The organism is Marichromatium bheemlicum (assembly GCF_012276755.1).
In the GTDB taxonomy this organism is placed as follows: domain Bacteria; phylum Pseudomonadota; class Gammaproteobacteria; order Chromatiales; family Chromatiaceae; genus Marichromatium; species Marichromatium bheemlicum.
The window spans coordinates 1-17,265 of record NZ_JAAXKX010000029.1; the positions used below are offsets into that span (position 1 = coordinate 1).

The following is a 17,265-nucleotide window of genomic DNA, read 5'->3' on the forward strand; positions in this document are numbered from 1 at the left end:
CCCCCCCTTTTTCAAAGGGGGGAACCCCAGAAAAGGAGAGAATCCAGAATTCCTGAAAGGGGGAACCCCAGAAAGGAGCGGGTCCTGAGTCCCTGGAAGGGGAGGGCCCTGAAAGGGAAGGATCCGGAATCGCTGATAAGGGGGAGGGCCTCGGAAAGGGGAGCTAGGATGATGGGGCGAGCCCAGTCGCACGAGTCCCCCCTTTTGGAACCAGTCGCACGAGTCCCCCCCTTTTGGAACCAGTCGCACGAGTCCCCCCTTTTGGAACCAGTCGCACGAGTCCCCCACTTTTGGAACCAGTCGCACGAGTCCCCCCCCTTTTTGGAATCAGTCGCACGAGTCCCCCCTTTGGAAAAGGGGGGATAGGGGGGATTGGAGAACGGGGGGATTTAAAGGAGGGAGTCGGTGCGTTCAGCGCTGCTGATTCTGACGCCGACCTTGGCCGTTGCCGCCGACCAGCGCCTCGAGTGCGGGCAGGTCGAGCAGTTCGATGTGCTTGCGGTCGACGCGCATCAGACCATCGTCCTGGAAGCGGGTGAACAGCCGGCTGACGGTCTCCACCGCGAGTCCGAGATAGTTGCCGATCTCGTGGCGCGACATGCTGAGATAGAAGTCGGAGGGGGAGAGCCCGCGTTTGTGCAGCCGCTGCGAGAGGCTGAGCAGGAAGGCGGCGAGGCGCTCCTCGGCGTTCTTCTTGCCGAGCAGCAACAGCATATCGGTGTCGTGGCCGATCTCCTTGCTCAGCAGCCGGTACATCTGGTGCTGCAGGCTGGGGATGGCGCTGGTGAGTTCCTCGAGCCGCTGGAAGGGGATCTCGCAGATCGCTGAGGTCTCGAGCACCTTGGCCGAGCAGGCGTGCTGATCCTTGTCGATGGCGTCGAGGCCGATGATCTCGCCAGGCAGATGGAAGCCGAGCACCTGTTCGCCGCCCTCGGGGCTGGGCGCGAAGGTCTTCACCGAACCGGTCTTGACCACGTAGAGCGAACGAAAGCGGTCACCGTCGCGAAACAGGAAGTCGCCCCGGTGGAGTGGACGGGTACGCTTGACGATCTCGTCGAGCCGCTCGATGTCCTCCGAGGTCAGCCCCATGGGCAGACACAGGGACGAGAGTGTGCAATTCTTGCATGCGACTCGAATCGTCTCTAAAGACACCACTTTTCGCTGGCTCACGACAACACACCTTTCCGCCGACACACCCGGAATGAGTGGTCGTGTTGATCTGGATCAAATATCCTCTTTTTAACCGGAACCACCCAGGATTACAAGCCGGTTAAGCCCTCGGCGTACCCGTAACGGCGACGGAGGAGCCACAAAAAAGCCGCGCCAATGCTGGCGCGGCCCGTTGTCGACGCGGCGCCCGCGCGGGCGCCGGCGTGATGCTTATTTGGAGCTGCTCTCGGCCGGTGCGGCGGGTGCTGCCGGGGGCGCGCCGTAGGGCGCGTAGGGGACGCCGCCGTGGTAGGGGGCGCCATAGCCGTAGGGCATGCCATAGCCATAGGGGGCGCCGTAGCCATAGGGGCCATGGCCGTAGTAGGGGTAGTCGTAGCCATAGCCGTAGCCACGACCCCAGCCGCGCCCGCGGCCCCAGCCACGTCCGCCGCCACTCATGTTCATGTTGAAGTCGCCCCAGCCGTCTCCAAACATGTCGTTGAACCAGTCACCCCAGCCGGAGCCGTAGCCCGGGCCGTAGCCTCCGTAGCCCGGGCCGTAGCCCCCCCAGCCGGGGCCGCCCCACCATGCCTGGGCGGTGTTCATCGAGAAGGCAGCGGTACCGGTGATGGCGGCGATACCGATCACTTTCGCAAGCTTATGCATATTGCCACTCCTGACGATTGAAATGCTTCAGCCGTTGTGGTCCGCCCGCCTGGACGGCGGGGTGCGTCGGTCTGCGAGACGAGGCGCAAGCGGAATATACGCGGCGCGCTCGGCTTTGTGAAGTTGAGGGGTTTTCTGGCTGTGTACGACGGTGTGCGGGGGCGGGTGGTGCGGCTCGGATTGAGCCGAGGGCGCGATTTTGGTAGTTTGTCCGGGCATTCGGGCGACCGCCCTCGACTCCCTCCTGCTTCCATATGACAAAGTATATTTTCATCACCGGCGGTGTCGTCTCATCGCTGGGAAAAGGCATTTCCTCGGCATCGCTCGGCGCACTCCTCGAGGCGCGTGGCCTGAAGGTCACGATGATCAAGCTCGACCCCTACATCAACGTCGATCCGGGCACCATGAGCCCGTTTCAGCACGGTGAGGTCTATGTGACCGACGATGGGGCCGAAACCGATCTTGATCTCGGCCATTACGAGCGTTTTCTGCGTACCCGCATGGGGCGCAACAACAACTTCACCACCGGCCAGATCTACGAGAGCGTGCTGCGCAAGGAGCGCCGCGGCGAATATCTGGGCCGCACCGTGCAGGTCATCCCGCACATCACCGACGAGATCAAGAAGAGCATCCGGCTCGGCGCCGAGGGTGCCGATATCGCGATGGTCGAGATCGGCGGCACCGTGGGCGACATCGAGTCGCTGCCCTTCCTCGAGGCGATCCGGCAGATGCGCGTCGAGGAGGGACGCGAGAACGCGCTGTTCATGCATCTGACCCTGGTGCCCTACATCCGCACCGCCGGCGAGATCAAGACCAAGCCGACCCAGCACTCGGTCAAGGAGTTGCGCTCGATCGGCATCCAGCCCGACATCCTGCTGTGTCGCGCCGAGCACCTGTTGCCCGAGGACGAGCGGCGCAAGATCGCGCTGTTCACCAACGTCGACGTGGCGGCGGTGATCTCGGCGGTGGACGCCGACAACATTTACCGTATCCCGCGTCTGCTCCACGCCCAGGAGCTCGATGCCCTGGTGGTGCGTCAGTTCCAGCTCGACGTGCCCGAGGCCGACCTCGGTGAGTGGGATCGGGTGCTCGACGGCTTCGATCACCCCAAGCACGCGGTGCGCATCGGCATGGTCGGCAAGTACATGGACCTGACCGAGGCCTACAAGTCGCTCTCCGAGTCGCTGGCGCACGCCGGGGTCCATACCTCGACCAAGGTCGAGATCGTCTATGTCGACTCCGAGCGCGTCGAGCGTGAGGGCACCGAGTGTCTCGAGGGGCTCGACGCCATCCTGGTGCCAGGCGGCTTCGGCGAGCGCGGCGTCGAGGGCAAGATCGCCACGGTGCGCTATGCCCGCGAGAACCGCGTGCCCTATCTCGGCATCTGTCTCGGCATGCAGGTGGCAGTGATCGAGTACGCCCGCGACCTGGTCGGGCTCGAGGGGGCGCACAGCACCGAATTCGATCCCAAGACCCAGCACCCGGTGATCGGTTTGATCACCGAGTGGCGTGACGATCAGGGTCGGGTCGAGACCCGCGAGGCCGACGGCGATCTTGGTGGCACCATGCGCCTGGGTGGCCAGAACTGCCGGCTCGAGCCGGGCAGCCTGGCGCGCAGTGTCTACGGCAAGGCGCAGGTGCGTGAGCGCCATCGTCACCGCTACGAGTTCAACAACCGCTACCTCAACCAGATGAAGGATGCGGGGATGCGTTTCTCCGGCTGGTCGCTTGACAACCGGTTGGTCGAGATCGTTGAGATCCCCGATCACCCCTGGTTCATCGCCTGCCAGTTCCACCCCGAGTTCACCTCGACCCCGCGTGACGGCCACCCACTGTTCCGTGGCTTCGTCGAGGCGGCGCTCAAGCAGCGCCAGCTCACCGGCGGGCAGGAGGACTGATGCGCCTGGCGCACTTCGAGGTCGGGCTCGACCGGCCGCTGTTTCTCATCGCCGGCCCCTGCGTGATCGAGAGCGCGGGGCTGGCCGAGGAGACGGCCGGGCGGCTCAAGGAGATCACCGACGCGCTCGGTATCCCCTTCATCTACAAGTCCTCGTTCGACAAGGCCAATCGCTCCTCGCTCGGCAGCTTCCGTGGCCCCGGCATCGAGCGTGGCCTGCAGATCCTCGAAGCGGTGCGCCAGCGTATCGGTGTGGCGGTGCTTACCGACGTGCACGAGGACACCCCGCTCGACGAGGTCGCGGCGGTGGTCGATGTGCTCCAGACCCCCGCCTTCCTCTGCCGTCAGACCAACTTCATCCGCGCCGTGGCCGCGCAGGGCAAGCCGGTCAATCTCAAGAAGGGGCAGTTCCTCGCCCCCTGGGACATGAAGCACGTGGTCGACAAGGCTCGTGACACCGGCAACCAGCAGATCATGGTCTGCGAGCGCGGCGCCTCCTTCGGCTACAACAACCTGGTCTCGGACATGCGCGCGCTGGCGGTGATGCGTGAGACCGGGTGCCCGGTGGTGTTCGATGCCACCCACTCGGTGCAGTTACCCGGCGGCCAGGGCACGAGTTCGGGCGGCCAGCGCGAGTTCGTGCCGGTGCTGGCGCGCGCGGCGGTCGCCGCCGGTGTCTCCGGGCTGTTCATGGAGACCCACCCGAGCCCTGATCAGGCGCTCAGCGACGGCCCCAACGCCTGGCCTCTGGGACAGATGCAGGCGCTGCTCGAGACCCTGGTCGAACTCGATCGCACGGTCAAGGGTCGCGGTCTGATCGAGGCTGGCGGCGGCGCGTCGGGCTGAGGCGCGGGTCGGGTGCGTGCTTCCCCTTTGCGCCCCGACACCCCAGAATTCATCATCGATCCTAATTTCTGAGGAGAATCGAAGCATGTCCGAAATCGTCGATGTCCGTGCCCGCGAGGTGCTGGACTCTCGGGGCAACCCGACCGTCGAGGCCGATGTGATCACCGCCGATGGCGCCATCGGTCGCGCCATCGTGCCCTCGGGTGCCTCCACCGGCTCGCGCGAGGCGTTGGAGCTGCGTGACGGCGATGCCGGCCGCTTCGGCGGCAAGGGTGTGCGCACCGCGGTGGCCAATATCCAGGGCGAGCTGCGCGAGGCCGTGGTCGGGATGGATGTGCTCGATCAGCAGGCGCTCGACCGCCGTATGCTCGAGCTCGACGGCACCGACAACAAGGGCCGGCTCGGCGCCAACGCCCTGCTCGGGGTGTCGCTGGCCAACGCCCACGCCGCCGCGCAGGAGAAGGCGGTGGCGCTGTTCCGCTCGATCTCGAGCGGCCCCTACCGGCTGCCGGTGCCGATGATGAACATCATCAACGGCGGTGAACACGCCGACAACAGCGTCGACTTCCAGGAATTCATGATCATGCCGGTGGGTGCCTCGAGCATCCGCGAGGCGGTGCGCTACGGCGCCGAGGTCTTCCACGCGCTCAAGTCGGTGCTGCACGCCCGTGGTCTGGCCACCAGCGTTGGTGACGAGGGCGGCTTCGCCCCCGACCTGGCCTCCAACGAGGCGGCCATCGAGGTCATCCTCGAGGCGATCGAGAAGGCCGGCTACAAGGCCGGTGAGGACATCTTCCTGGCGCTCGACGTCGCCGCTTCCGAGTTCTACGAGGACGGCCAGTACCACCTCAAGGGCGAGGGGCGCACCCTCGACGCCGAGGGCATGGTCGACCTGCTCGAGTCTTGGGTCGATCGCTACCCGATCCTCAGCATCGAGGACGGCCTGGCCGAGGGCGACTGGGACGGTTGGAAGACGCTCACCGAGCGGCTCGGCGCGCGGGTGCAGATCGTCGGCGACGACCTCTTCGTCACCAACACCAAGATTCTGCGCGAGGGCATCGACAAGGGCATCGCCAACTCGATCCTGATCAAGGTCAACCAGATCGGTACCCTCACCGAGACCATGGAGGCGATCGCCATGGCGCACGATGCCGGTTACACCGCGGTGGTCTCGCACCGCTCCGGCGAGACCGAGGACACCACCATCGCCGACCTGGTGGTTGCCGCCGGTACCGGTCAGATCAAGACCGGCTCGCTGTCGCGCTCCGATCGCATCGCCAAGTACAACCAGCTGATGCGCATCGAGGACCAGCTCGGCGACGAGGCCGTCTACGCCGGTCGCGACGCCTTCAAGTGGCTGTGAGCGACGGCCACGGCCGCCGTTGAGCCCGCCCTGGGCCGACCTCCTCGAGCACCCTGCCGATGCGTCCGTTGATGGTATTGCTGGTGTTCGTGCTACTGGCGCTCCAGTACCGGCTGTGGGTCGGTGAGGGGAGCCAGGCCGAACTCGCCGCGCTGCGTCAGGAGATCGCCGCGCAGCGCGGCGAGCTCGAGCGCCTCGGGGTGCGCAACGCCAAGTTGCGCGCCGAGGTCGTCGATCTCGGTAGCGGGCTCGAGGCGCTCGAAGAGCGCGCCCGCGCCGAACTCGGCATGATCAAGCCCGGGGAGACCTTCCTGCAGGTGATCGAACCTCGCCCCTCCGAGGAGCCCCCGCATTGACTGCCACACCCGCCTTCTGGGCGGTGATCCCCGCCGCCGGCGTCGGCCGGCGCATGGGGAGCGCCATCCCCAAGCAGTATCTCGATCTCGCCGGTCAGACGGTGATCGAACACACCCTCGAGTGCTTCGTCGACCACCCGGCCATCGCCGGTGTGGTGGTCGCCGTCGATCCCGCCGACCCCTATTGGCCCGAGACCCGTCACGCCACCCATGCCCAGGTGATCCGTGCCCCGGGTGGCGCCGAGCGCTGCAACTCGGTGCTCAACGGGCTCGAGGCGTTGAGCGCGCATGCGACCGACGACGACTGGGTGCTGGTGCACGATGCCGCGCGTCCCTGTCTGCGTCGCACGGATCTCGACGCCATGCTCGAGGGGCTGGCCGATGACCCGGTCGGCGGTATCCTCGCGGTGCAGGTGCGCGACACCATGAAGCGCGCCGGCGCCGAGGGTCGGATCGAGACCACCGTCGAGCGCAGCGCCCTGTGGCACGCCTTCACCCCGCAGATGTTCCGCCTCGGGACGCTGCGTCAGGCGCTGCGCCAGGCGCTCGCCGAGGGCGCGCTGGTCACCGACGAGGCCTCGGCGATCGAGCGGCTGGGGCTGGCCCCGCGGTTGCTTGAGGGGCAATCGGATAACCTCAAGATCACCCGTCCCGAGGACCTGGCACTGGCCCGTTTCCATCTGCAGCAGCAGGGCCGGATCGACTGATCCTGCGCTGTCTCCGGGGTGCCGGATGCGCCCCGGTTTCCTTCAACCTGCCTTCGGAGAATGCGCTCCATGTTGATTGGTCAGGGCTTCGACGCCCATCGTTTCGCCCCTGGTTGCCGGCTGGTGCTCGGCGGTGTGGAGATCCCGTACGAGCTGGGGCTGACCGCCCATTCCGACGGCGACGTGCTGATCCATGCGCTGTGCGACGCCCTGCTCGGCGCCGCCGGGCTCGGCGACATCGGCCGTCACTTCCCCGACAACGATCAGGCCTATGCCGGGATCGACAGCCGCATCCTGCTGCGTCGGGTGATCGCCAGCCTGCATGAGCGCGGTCTGCGGGTGCACAATGCCGACATGACGCTGATCGCCCAGCAGCCCAAGCTCGCGCCTCATATCGACACCATGCGTGAGGTGCTCGCCGGGGACCTGCAGTGCGACCTGGCGCGGGTCAACGTCAAGGCCACCACCATGGAACAGATGGGCTTCACCGGGCGCGGCGAGGGCATTGCCGCCTCGGCCTCGGTGCTGTTGGTCGAATGAACCAGCCGCCGCTGCCTGAGTGCACCCCCTTCGCGCGCCTGCCGCGCGCCTATGGCGCGCCGCTCGGGCGCGGCCGGCTGCGGGTCGAGCCAGAGGACTTCCAGGTCGAGGAACAGCTCGCCTTCGAACCCGACGACGACGGCGAGCACTTGCTGCTGTGGGTGCGCAAGCGTGAGGCCAACACCGAGTGGGCGGCGCGGCGGCTGGCCGCCTGCGCCGGGGTGGCGGTCTCGGCGGTCGGCTATGCCGGGCTCAAGGACCGTCACGCGGTCACCTGGCAGTGGTTCTCGCTGCCGCGCCCGCGCGACGGCGTGCCCGACTGGTCGGTGCTTGCCGCCGACGGCATCGAGGTGCTGGAGGTCCACGCCCATCGACGCAAGCTGCGGCGTGGTGCGTTGATCGGCAATCGCTTCCGTATCCTGGTGCGCGACCTCGCTCCCGCCCCCGAGGCCCTGGCCGAGCGGGTCGCGGCGATTGGTGCGCGCGGCGTGCCCAATTATTTCGGCGAACAGCGCTTCGGGCGCGATGGCGGTAATCTCGTCCAGGCCCATGCGCTGTTTAGCGGGGCGCCGGTGCCGCGGGTGTCGCGCCATGTGCGCGGTCTGTGGCTGTCGGCGGCGCGTTCGCAGCTGTTCAACACCGTGCTCGCTGGGCGGGTGGCTGAAGACTGTTGGGATCGACCGCTCGCCGGGGATCGCATGCAGCTCGACGGTTGCAACTCGCACTTCGCTGTCGAGAGCGTTGACGAGCCGCTGCTGGCGCGCTGCGCCCGGCTCGATGTGCACCCCACCGGCCCGCTGTGGGGCGAGGGCGCGCCGCCGACTCAGGACACGGTGCTGGCGCGCGAGCAGGCGGTGGCGGCGGCCTTCCCCGGCTGGCCCGAGGGCCTGGCCGCTGCGGGGCTGGTGCAGGAGCGGCGCGCGTTGCGTCTGCCGGTGTTCGACCTCGTCGCCGAGATCGTTGACGACGGGGTGCGCTTGACCTTCGAGTTGCCCGCCGGGGCCTATGCCACGGCGCTGCTGCGTGAGTTGATCGAGGACTGGAACACGGCGTCCTAGCCGCGGGTCGCTGTCCCGCGCGCGGCTGGACGGGCGCGCGGCGGCGGTGATACGGTCGCGTTCATTCCGCTCTCGATACCCTGGTTCTCCGGACCCGCCTGCCATGCATATCGTCGACGGAGTCCTCGCCATGCCGGTCTTGCTCGGCTCGGCCGGTCTTGCACTGGTCGGGGTCGGTCTCGGGCTGCGTGGCCTCGACGAGACCACCATCGCCCGCACCGGGCTGCTCACCGCCGCCTTCTTCTCGATCTCGTTGCTCCACATCCCGCTGGGGCCGACTAGCACGCACCTGTTGCTGACCGGATTGATGGGGCTGCTGCTCGGTTGGGCGGTGTTCCCGGCGATCTGTGTCGCTCTGTTGCTCCAGGCGCTGTTGTTCGGCTACGGCGGGTTGACCGTGCTCGGGGCCAATACCCTCAATCTGGCCCTGCCGGCGTTGCTCGTCGGGCTCGGCGGTCGCGCATTGTTGGCGCGGTTGCCGCGTGCGGCCTCATCCTGGGCGTTGCTGTCGCTCGGCGCCGCGGTCGGCGCCCTGGCCTTCATCGGCTCGGCGTTGCTGGTGGCCGGCGCGCTGGCGGCCAGCGGCGAGGGGTTCTGGGCGGCGGCGCGTCTGGCGCTGCTCGCGCAGTTGCCAGTGGCGGTGCTCGAGGCGGTGGTGACGGCCGCCGCGCTGCGACTGCTGTGGACGGTCCGTCCGGAGCTGCTGGTCGCGCCCGCGTCCGCCGTCTAGGGCGAGACAATGAACGACTGCGGCGCCGTTGTGTGCTGGCCCGATGCCCGCATCCGGCTGTGCTGCACCCTGGCCTTCGCGGTGTTGGTGGTGGGGTTGGAGCGCTGGTCGGCGCTGCTCGTCGCCCTGCTCAGTGGGGGCTTGCTGGTGGCGTGGGCGGGGGTTGCGGTGCGGCGTCTGTTGCGTCTGCTGCTGCTCTTCGAGGGGGGGCTGCTGCTCACCCTGGCGCTGCTGCCTTTCACCGTGCCGGGAAAGGTGCTGTGGCAGGGTGGTGCGATCACCCTCACCGAGCAGGGGGCGCTTCTCACTGGGATGATCGCGGTGCGTGCGACGGCGGTGGCGCTGGTCTCGCTGGCGTTGCTCTCGGGGCTGGGGGTGAGCCGCTTCGCGGCGGCGCTGCGGGCGCTACGGGTTCCGCTGGCGCTGGTCGAGCTGGTGTTGCTCAGCGCGCGTTATCTCGACGTGCTCGAGCGTGAGCAGAGGCGTCTGCGCGTGGCGATGCGGGCGCGAGCCTTCCGTCCCCGCACCGATTTTCATACCCTGAGCAGCTATGGTTTTCTGATCGGGATGATCCTGGTGCGCGCACTCGAGCGCGCCGAACGGGTGAGTGCGGCGATGCGCTGTCGGGGGTATGCGGGGCGCATGCCTCTGCCCGAGTTGGCGCCGTTGCGGGCTGCCGATCTCGGGTTCGCGATCGGGTTCGCGCTGTTGCTCGGCGCGCTGGTGGTGTTGGGACATGGTTGAACGCAGCGCAGGACGTGAATACCGCCCGGCCCGTGCCGAGCTGGTCGACGGTGAGGGCGGGGTGGTGTTGCGCCTCGCCGGTGACTGGCGGCTGGGGGCGGCGCTTCCGGCCGCCGATGCGCTGCTGGCGCAACTGCGAGGGATGAGCGCGGTGCGGCGTCTGGGTTTCGACAGTGTCGAGTTGGGGGCGTGGGACTCGAGTCTGCCGAGCCTGTTGCTGGCGGTGCGCGCCCATTGCCGGGCGCAAGGCATCGAGGTGGTGGGGGCGGGCTTGCCCGAGGGGGCTGAGACGCTGCTCCGGCTCGCCGAGGCGGTGCCGATGCAGTCGCCGCGTGTTGCTGCGCCGCGGCCTCGGGGGCTGGCGCGGCTCGGTGAACGGGTGATCGCGGTCGCTGGCGCTGCCGCAGCGCTCTTCGCCTTCGTCGGTGAGGTGGTGCTGGCGCTGGGGCGGTTGGTGCGGGGGCGGGCGCGTTTGCGTTACGCCGATTTCTGGTTGATCGTGCAGCAAGTCGGCGCCGAAGCGCTACCGATCGTCAGCCTGGTGAGCTTCTTGGTGGGGCTGATCCTCGGTTATATCGGTGATCAGCAGCTGGCGCGCTTCGGCGCGCGCATCTATGTCGCCGACCTGGTGGGACTGGCGGTGGTGATGCAGATCGGCGCCTTGGTCACCGCCATCGTGCTCGCCGGGCGCACCGGCGCGGCCTTCGCCGCCCAGCTCGGCAGCATGCAGGCCAACGAAGAGATCGACGCGCTGCGCACCCTCGGCATCGACCCGGTCGAGTTCTTGGTGCTGCCCCGGCTGCTCGCGCTGATCGCGATGACCCCGCTGCTGGCGCTCTATGCCGATCTCATGGGGATCCTCGGCGGGGCCTTCGCCGCCGCTGTGGTCGGTGGCATCAACCCCACCGAGTACGCGGTGCAGACCATCGACGCGGTGGGTTGGAACCACTTCGTCCAGGGGTTGATCAGCGCCGCGGTCTATGGCGCGGTGGTCGCCGTCTCCGGTTGTCTGCGCGGGATGCAGAGCGGGCGCGATGCGGCGGCGGTGGGCGCCACCACCACCTCGGCGGTGGTCACCGCGATCCTCCACATCGTCATCGCCGCAGCGGTGCTGACGGTGCTGTTCGACGCGGTGGGGCTGTGAGCGAGGCGGCACAGATCCGTCTCGAGCGGTTGAGCGTCGGCTATGGCGGGCGTGCGGTGCAGCGTGATCTGGACCTGGAGATCCGGCGCGGCGACATCTTCGTGATCATGGGTGGCAGCGGCTGCGGCAAGAGCACGCTGATGCGCGCTATGACCGGACTGCTGGCGCCGCTGGCTGGGCGTATCCTGTTCGACGGCGAGTCGTTCTGGGAGGCCTCGCCGGCGGCGCGCGCGCGTCGTATCCGCCGTCACGGGGTGATGTACCAGGGCGGGGCGCTGTGGAGTTCGATGACGCTGGAGGAGAATGTGGCCTTGCCGTTGCAGCAGTACACCGATCTTGGGCCGCGCCAGGTCCGCGAGCTGGTCGATTACAAGCTCGCGCTGGTCGGGCTGGGCGGGTGCGGGGCGCTCTATCCGGCCGAGATCAGCGGTGGCATGCGCAAGCGCGCCGGGGTGGCGCGGGCGATGGCGCTCGACCCCGAGGTGCTGTTCTTCGACGAGCCCTCGGCCGGGCTCGATCCGCTCAGTGCGCGGCTGCTCGACGAGCTGATCGTCGAGCTCAAGCACAGTCTCGGCGCCACCATGGTGGTGATCACCCATGATCTGGCGAGCATCTTCGCCATCGCCGACGAGGCGGTCTTCCTCGATGCCGAGCGCGGCACCATGCTCACCACCGGCGATCCGCGCTGGTTGCGCGAGCATGCCGATGATGCGCGGGTGCGCGCCTTCTTGCGCCGGGGGGCGGCATGAGCCGTCGTGCCAGTCCCACCCTGATCGGTGCCTTCGTGCTCGGCGCGCTGGCGCTGTTCGTGCTCGCGCTGATCCTGTTCGGCGGTGGCGCGCTGTTTCGTGACCGGGTGGCCTTGCTGACCTATTTCCCTGGTTCGGTGCAGGGATTGTCGGCTGGCGCCGAGGTGCAGTTTCAGGGGGTGACGGTGGGACAGGTGACCGCCGTCGAGCTGGATTTCTCGCCGACCGATGACGCAGTGCGCATCCCCGTGCACTACGAGGTCTGGCCCGAGCGGGTGCGGATCAGCCAGGGCACCGAACCACGCGATGCGCGGGCGGTGTTGCGTGACCTGGTGGCGCGCCGTGGGCTGTACGCCCGGCTCGAGTCGCTGAGCTTCGTCACCGGTCAATACGTGATCGCGCTCAACCTCGACCCGACACTGAATGCCGTCGCCGACCCCGATGTCGCGCCCGAGGATGAGGATGTGGTAGTGGTCCCGGCCTTGCCGGCGGTGCGCGACCAACTCGGCGAGATGCTGGGGAACCTGCGCCTCGATGCCCTGGTCGATGAAGCGACCGGGGCGTTGCGCGGTCTCGGCACCCTGCTCGACTCGGAAGAGGCCGGCGCGCTGGTGAGCAACCTCGACGCCACCCTGACCGAGATCCGCACCCTGGCGCAGACCTTGGAGCGACAGGTCGACCCCCTGGTGGGGCGCCTCGATCGCACCCTCGGGGTCTATGAGCGGTTGGCGCGGCGTGTCGATGCCGAGGTGGTGCCAGTGGCGCTCCGACTCGGTGAGACCAGTACGGCATTGACGCAGTTGGCCACGACGCTCGAGGCCCAGGTCGATCCGGTGGCCGGGGCGGCGATCACGACCCTGGCGCAGGCCGGGCGGACATTGCGCGATTTCGACGGTCTGATCGCCGACGGGCGCGCCACTCGGCATCAACTCGATCGCGCCCTCGCCGAGCTGACGCGCTCGGCGCGGGCGCTGCGTGGGCTGGCCGACTACCTGCAGCGCCACCCCGAGGCGCTGCTGCGAGGCAAGTAGCGAGCAGGCTCGATCGTGGGCGATGGCTGGCGGTGTTGGTGTGGCGCCGGCCTGGTTTGTATATAAGTTTTTTCTAATGTTTTGGCGGTCGCGACGGAGGGGGCTGTCATGGTTGAGACCCGAGTCAAGATGGATGGACGACGTCGGGCTCGCCCGATCCTGATCTGGACCGTGCTGGCGGTGTTGGTTGCGGTGCCGGCCACATGGTTCGCGGTGCGTGGACTGCTCACCGGGATTGCCCCCGATGCGCGCTGGATCAGTGCCGATCCCGGTTGTGATCTCGCCACGCGGGCGTGTGACCTGGCACTGCCTGGTGGTGGTGCGGTGCGGCTGGCGGTTACGCCTCACGACCCGATCCCCTTGATCACGCCGCTACGCCTGCAGGTCGCCGTCACCGAGCGTGAGGTCGAGAGCGTTGCGGTCGACTTCGCCGGTGTCGATATGGAGATGGGCTACAACCGCATCACCCTCGATCCGCTCGGTGCGGGACGCTTCGCCGGTAAGGGGATGCTCCCGGTCTGCGCGCGTACCCTGATGCGCTGGGAGGCACGGGTCTTACTCGAGACCCCGGACGGCCTGCTGGTCGCCCCCTTCCGCTTCGAGACCCGGCGTTAGCCGCCAGCCGCCAGCCGCCAGCCGCCAGCCGCCAGCCGCCAGCCGCCAGCCGCCAGCATGGATTGAACCGCAAAGGCGCGAAGGGCGCAAAGCAAGCGAACGGTCTGCAGATCCGTAGACCGGGCAAGGCGCAGTCTCCCCGACTGGAGACTGGAAGCTGATCGCTGGAAGCTGGTTTGAACCGCAAAGGCGCGAAGGGTGCAAAGCAAGCGAACGGTCTGCAGATCCGCAGACCGGGCAAGGCGCAGTCTCCCCGACTGGAGGCTGGAAGCTGATCGCTGGAAGCTGGTTCGAACCGCAAAGGCGCGAAGGGCGCAAAGCAAGCGAACGGTCTGCAGATCCGTAGACCGGGCAAGGCGCAGTCTCCCCGACTGGAGACTGGAAGCTGATCGCTGGAAGCTGGTTTGAACCGCAAAGGCGCGAAGGGCGCAAAGCAAGCGAACGGTCTGCAGATCCGTAGACCGGGCAAGGCGCAGTCTCCCCGACTGGAGGCTGGAAGCTGGTTCGAACCGCAAAGGCGCGAAGGGCGCAAAGCAAGCGACCAACCTTCAGCAAGCAGCCTCCAGTGTCGGTTTGCGGTCAACTGCGGCGGCACAAGACAATCCAGCCTCCTTCCTGGAGGCTGGCAACTGGAGGTTCTTCTTCTCTTCGCGCCCTTGGCGTCTTTGCGGTTCCATTGTCCTGGTAGCTGGTAGCTGGTAGCTGGGAACCAAAAAAAGGAACGCCGCCCGACCCGGCTGGGTGCGAACGGCGTAAGGGAGAACTCGGGGACCTGGGCGATCAGGTCCGGGCGGCCCGTCACGTCCCTGTGACGGTCGACCGCGGGGCGTCAGGTTGGGCTCAGCCGACCCACTCGTAGAGCTCGATGGCGACCGGGTCGCAGCTGCTGCAGCCGCTGCAGAGGGTGCCACTGGGCAGTTTGCGCACCCGGCCCTTGCGTTCGAGCAACTGGAGCATGCCGCGCAGTGCCTCGGGGTCGGTATCGAACCGGTAGGACAGGTCGCGCAGTGCGGCGCGCCCCTGGGTGCGCAGATGGCTGGTGAGTTCGGACATGATCATGAGTGTCCCTCCGTCGGTTCAGGCCGGGTCGCGCGCCGGCGTGGCGAGTGCCGGGTCGCGCCGCGACCACCAGCGCATCCCCAGCACGGTGGCGAGGAAGAGCGCGGTCATGATGCCGATCCAGATCGAGGCGCTGACCGGGTCGCGGGCGAAGATGGCTGCCTGGTAGAAGATGGTCGCGCTCACGTACCCCAGGCCGGTGGTCCAGAAGGCGGCGAACAGCGCCCAGCCGCCGCTGGTCTCGCGGGCGATGGCGCCGATGGCGGCCACGCAGGGGAAGTAGAGCAGGATGAACAGCAGGTAGGCGAAGGCCCCGGCGGCGCCGTCGAAACGCTCGTGCATGGCGCCGAAGGTGGCGCTAGTGACCTCCTGCTCGGCGGCGGCCAGTTCGGGGTCGCTGACCTCGCCGATGCCGACGCCGAGGGGGTCGGACCAGGTGCCGAGCGCATCGCCCAGCGCCGCCGGGATGGTGGCGAGCGCCTCGGTGAGACCGGCGCCGAGGTCGTAGGGGGCGGCCTCCTCGTCGCTCGCCTCGGGGTCGGCGCCGAGCGCTGAGTAGGTGGCGTCCAGGGTGCCGACCACCGCTTCCTTGGCGAGCACGCCGGTGAAGATGCCGACGGTGGCCGGCCAGTTCTCGGCGTCGAGGCCCATCGGGGCGAAGGCCGGGGCGATGGTGCGACCGATCTCGGCGAGCATCGACTGGTCGGTGTCCTCGTTGCCGACGCTGCCGTCGGTGCCGAGGCTGTTGAGCACGTTGATCACCAGTACCATCGGCACGATGACCTTGCCGGCGCGGAACATGAAACCGCTGGTGCGCTCCCAGGTGCGACGCAGCACACCGCCGAGGGTGGGCAGGTGGTAGGGCGGTAGCTCCATCACGAAGGGCATCGCCTGGCCCTCGAGCAGGGTGCGCTTGAGCAGGAAGCCGGTGAGCACGGCGGCGAGGATGCCGATCAGATACAGCCCGAAGACGACGTTCTGACCGCCGACCGGGAAGAAGGCGGCGGCGAACAGGGCGTAGACCGGCAGCCGCGCGCCGCAGGACATGAAGGGCGCCATCAGCACGGTGAGGATACGGTCGCGCGGCTGCTCCAGGGTGCGCGCGGCCATGATCGCCGGCACGTTGCAGCCGAAGCCGACGAGCAGCGGCACGAAGGACTTGCCCGGCAGCCCGATCGAGCGCATGAAGCGGTCCATGACGAAGGCCGCGCGGGCCATGTAGCCCGAGTCCTCGAGCACCGACATGAACAGATAGAGGAAGGCGATCACCGGGATGAAGGTGGCCACCACCTGGATACCGCCGCCGATGCCGTCGGCCAGCCCGAGGATTGCCCACTCCGGGGTGCCGAGGCCGGCGAGCAGGTGCGCCACGCCGTCGACGAAGAGGGTGCCGGCGGCGATGTCGAAGAAGTCGATGAAGGCCCCGCCGATGTTGATGGTGAACATGAACATCAGGTACATCACCGCGAGGAAGATCGGGATGCCCAGGGCGCGGTTGAGGATCACCCGGTCGATGCGGTCGGAGAGGCTGCGCGGCATCTCGCCGCTCTGCGTCAGCGAGGCCTGGGTAGCGGTGTGGGCGAAGCCGTAGCGGGCATCGGCGATGAGGATGTCGATCTGTTCGGCATCCTCGCCGAGCAGGGTGGTGACCTCTTGTTCGGGCACGCGTTCGCCGACGAGTTCGCGGGCGAGGTCGTCACCCTCGAGCAGGCGGACGGTCAGCCAACGGGCCGGGTCGCCGTGGGCCGCGGCGATCGGCTCGATGCGCTCGCGCAGCTGCTCGATCGCGCGTTCGAGCGCCGGGGCATAGTCGATCCGCGCATCGGGCAACGGTGGTTGCTCGACGGCCTGCTGCAGGGTGGTGCGCAGCACGTTGAGCCCGTCGCCGGTGGTGGCCACGATCGGCACCACCGGGCAGCCGAGGCGCTCGGCGAGCGCGGCGGCGTCGACCCGCAGCCCGCGCTCGGCGGCGACGTCCATCATGTTGAGCGCGACCACCATCGGTCGGCCCATCTCCAGCAGCTGGGTGGTGAGATAGAGGTTACGCTCGAGGCTGGCGACGTCGACGATGTTGAGGATCAGGTCGGCCTCGCGGGCGTGGACGAAGTCGCGGGCGATGCGCTCGTCGAGCGAGACCGCCCCCTCGGTGACGTCGAGTGAGTAGGTGCCGGGCAGGTCGATGAGGGTGTAGTCGGCCTCGCCGAAGCGGAAGTGGCCAGTCTTGCGCTCGACCGTCACCCCGGGCCAGTTGCCGACGCGTTGGCGCGCCCCGGTCAGGGCGTTGAACAGGGTGGTCTTGCCGCAGTTGGGGTTGCCGATGACCCCAATGGTGTAGCTGGTCGTCGAGGCCGTCATGTCCGCTCCACCTCCAGGATCGCAGCCTCCTCGCGACGCAGGCTCACGCAGGTGCCGCGCACCCGCACCTCCACGGGGTCGCCCATCGGGGCGACTCGGATCACCTCCAGGGCCACCCCGGGGGTCAGCCCCATCGACAGCAGTTTGCGGCGGTAGGCGTCGGCGCCCGGACGGTAGCCGCGGACGGCTCCTCGGTCGCCAGCGGAGAATTCTTTCAGGGTCGTATTCATCGCGAAGGTCTTGATGTGGTCGGGTG

The 17,265-nt window shown here is 68.0% G+C and carries 18 protein-coding genes; 13 read left to right on the forward strand and 5 right to left on the reverse strand.

Annotated elements, in window-relative coordinates; all coding sequences use genetic code 11:
* Nucleotides 1–411 precede the first annotated feature (411 nt).
* Both fnr and HF203_RS14745 read right to left on the reverse strand, forming a co-directional pair.
* Nucleotides 412–1,170: a fumarate/nitrate reduction transcriptional regulator Fnr gene (fnr, locus tag HF203_RS14740; RefSeq protein WP_168670851.1), complete on the reverse strand. Its 759-nt coding sequence runs from the start codon at nucleotides 1,168–1,170 to the stop codon at nucleotides 412–414.
* A gap of 210 nt (nucleotides 1,171–1,380) precedes the next feature.
* Nucleotides 1,381–1,815, reverse strand: a complete 435-nt coding sequence (locus HF203_RS14745; RefSeq protein WP_168670852.1) for a sulfur globule family protein — start codon at nucleotides 1,813–1,815, stop codon at nucleotides 1,381–1,383.
* 254 nt (nucleotides 1,816–2,069) lie between these two features.
* On the opposite strand from HF203_RS14745, the gene pyrG reads away from it, so the two are divergent.
* From pyrG to HF203_RS14810, 13 genes are all read left to right on the forward strand, one after another.
* Nucleotides 2,070–3,713 carry a CTP synthase gene (pyrG, locus tag HF203_RS14750; protein WP_210424803.1) on the forward strand — a complete coding sequence of 548 codons (1,644 nt, stop codon included), beginning with the start codon at nucleotides 2,070–2,072 and terminating at the stop codon, nucleotides 3,711–3,713.
* Entirely contained in the window at nucleotides 3,713–4,558 is an 846-nt protein-coding gene (gene kdsA / locus HF203_RS14755; RefSeq protein ID WP_168670853.1) for a 3-deoxy-8-phosphooctulonate synthase, read from the forward strand. Before pyrG ends, kdsA begins: the two co-directional genes overlap by 1 nt.
* 85 nt (nucleotides 4,559–4,643) lie before the next feature.
* The gene (eno, locus tag HF203_RS14760) at nucleotides 4,644–5,921 is read left to right on the forward strand and encodes a phosphopyruvate hydratase (RefSeq protein WP_168670854.1); all 1,278 of its coding nucleotides are present in this window, start codon (nucleotides 4,644–4,646) and stop codon (nucleotides 5,919–5,921) included.
* 59 nt (nucleotides 5,922–5,980) lie between these two features.
* Nucleotides 5,981–6,277 (forward strand): cell division protein FtsB, encoded by a 297-nt coding sequence (gene ftsB, locus HF203_RS14765; protein WP_168670855.1) that lies wholly within the window; start codon nucleotides 5,981–5,983, stop codon nucleotides 6,275–6,277.
* The gene (gene ispD / locus HF203_RS14770) at nucleotides 6,274–6,984 is read left to right on the forward strand and encodes a 2-C-methyl-D-erythritol 4-phosphate cytidylyltransferase (protein WP_168670856.1); all 711 of its coding nucleotides are present in this window, start codon (nucleotides 6,274–6,276) and stop codon (nucleotides 6,982–6,984) included. The genes ftsB and ispD overlap by 4 nt, the downstream gene beginning before the upstream one ends.
* A 69-nt stretch (nucleotides 6,985–7,053) precedes the next feature.
* A complete protein-coding gene (ispF, locus tag HF203_RS14775; RefSeq protein WP_168670857.1) occupies nucleotides 7,054–7,524 on the forward strand; it encodes a 2-C-methyl-D-erythritol 2,4-cyclodiphosphate synthase in 471 nt (156 codons plus the stop codon).
* Entirely contained in the window at nucleotides 7,521–8,582 is a 1,062-nt protein-coding gene (truD, locus tag HF203_RS14780) for a tRNA pseudouridine(13) synthase TruD (protein ID WP_168670858.1), read from the forward strand. Before ispF ends, truD begins: the two co-directional genes overlap by 4 nt.
* Before the next feature lie 103 nt (nucleotides 8,583–8,685).
* Nucleotides 8,686–9,312 (forward strand): cobalt transporter CbiM, encoded by a 627-nt coding sequence (gene cbiM / locus HF203_RS14785; protein ID WP_168670859.1) that lies wholly within the window; start codon nucleotides 8,686–8,688, stop codon nucleotides 9,310–9,312.
* 9 nt (nucleotides 9,313–9,321) lie between these two features.
* Nucleotides 9,322–10,056 carry a cobalt ECF transporter T component CbiQ gene (cbiQ, locus tag HF203_RS14790; RefSeq protein WP_168670860.1) on the forward strand — a complete coding sequence of 245 codons (735 nt, stop codon included), beginning with the start codon at nucleotides 9,322–9,324 and terminating at the stop codon, nucleotides 10,054–10,056.
* Entirely contained in the window at nucleotides 10,049–11,200 is a 1,152-nt protein-coding gene (locus tag HF203_RS14795) for an MlaE family ABC transporter permease (RefSeq protein WP_168670861.1), read from the forward strand. Before cbiQ ends, HF203_RS14795 begins: the two co-directional genes overlap by 8 nt.
* A complete protein-coding gene (locus HF203_RS14800) occupies nucleotides 11,197–11,949 on the forward strand; it encodes an ATP-binding cassette domain-containing protein (protein ID WP_168670862.1) in 753 nt (250 codons plus the stop codon). The genes HF203_RS14795 and HF203_RS14800 overlap by 4 nt, the downstream gene beginning before the upstream one ends.
* Complete coding sequence (locus HF203_RS14805) at nucleotides 11,946–12,980, forward strand: MlaD family protein (protein WP_168670863.1); 1,035 nt, start codon at nucleotides 11,946–11,948, stop codon at nucleotides 12,978–12,980. Before HF203_RS14800 ends, HF203_RS14805 begins: the two co-directional genes overlap by 4 nt.
* Before the next feature lie 108 nt (nucleotides 12,981–13,088).
* Nucleotides 13,089–13,595 (forward strand): hypothetical protein, encoded by a 507-nt coding sequence (locus tag HF203_RS14810; RefSeq protein ID WP_210424804.1) that lies wholly within the window; start codon nucleotides 13,089–13,091, stop codon nucleotides 13,593–13,595.
* A gap of 840 nt (nucleotides 13,596–14,435) precedes the next feature.
* Here the strand turns inward: HF203_RS14810 and HF203_RS14815 are convergent.
* From HF203_RS14815 to HF203_RS14825, 3 genes are read right to left on the reverse strand one after another with little or no spacing between them, the layout of a single operon-like run.
* Nucleotides 14,436–14,654, reverse strand: coding sequence for a FeoC-like transcriptional regulator (locus tag HF203_RS14815; protein ID WP_168670864.1), 219 nt, complete (start codon nucleotides 14,652–14,654; stop codon nucleotides 14,436–14,438).
* A gap of 18 nt (nucleotides 14,655–14,672) precedes the next feature.
* Entirely contained in the window at nucleotides 14,673–17,009 is a 2,337-nt protein-coding gene (gene feoB / locus HF203_RS14820; RefSeq protein WP_168670865.1) for a Fe(2+) transporter permease subunit FeoB, read from the reverse strand.
* The gene (locus tag HF203_RS14825) at nucleotides 17,006–17,239 is read right to left on the reverse strand and encodes a FeoA family protein (protein ID WP_168670866.1); all 234 of its coding nucleotides are present in this window, start codon (nucleotides 17,237–17,239) and stop codon (nucleotides 17,006–17,008) included. Before HF203_RS14825 ends, feoB begins: the two co-directional genes overlap by 4 nt.
* Nucleotides 17,240–17,265 lie beyond the last annotated feature (26 nt).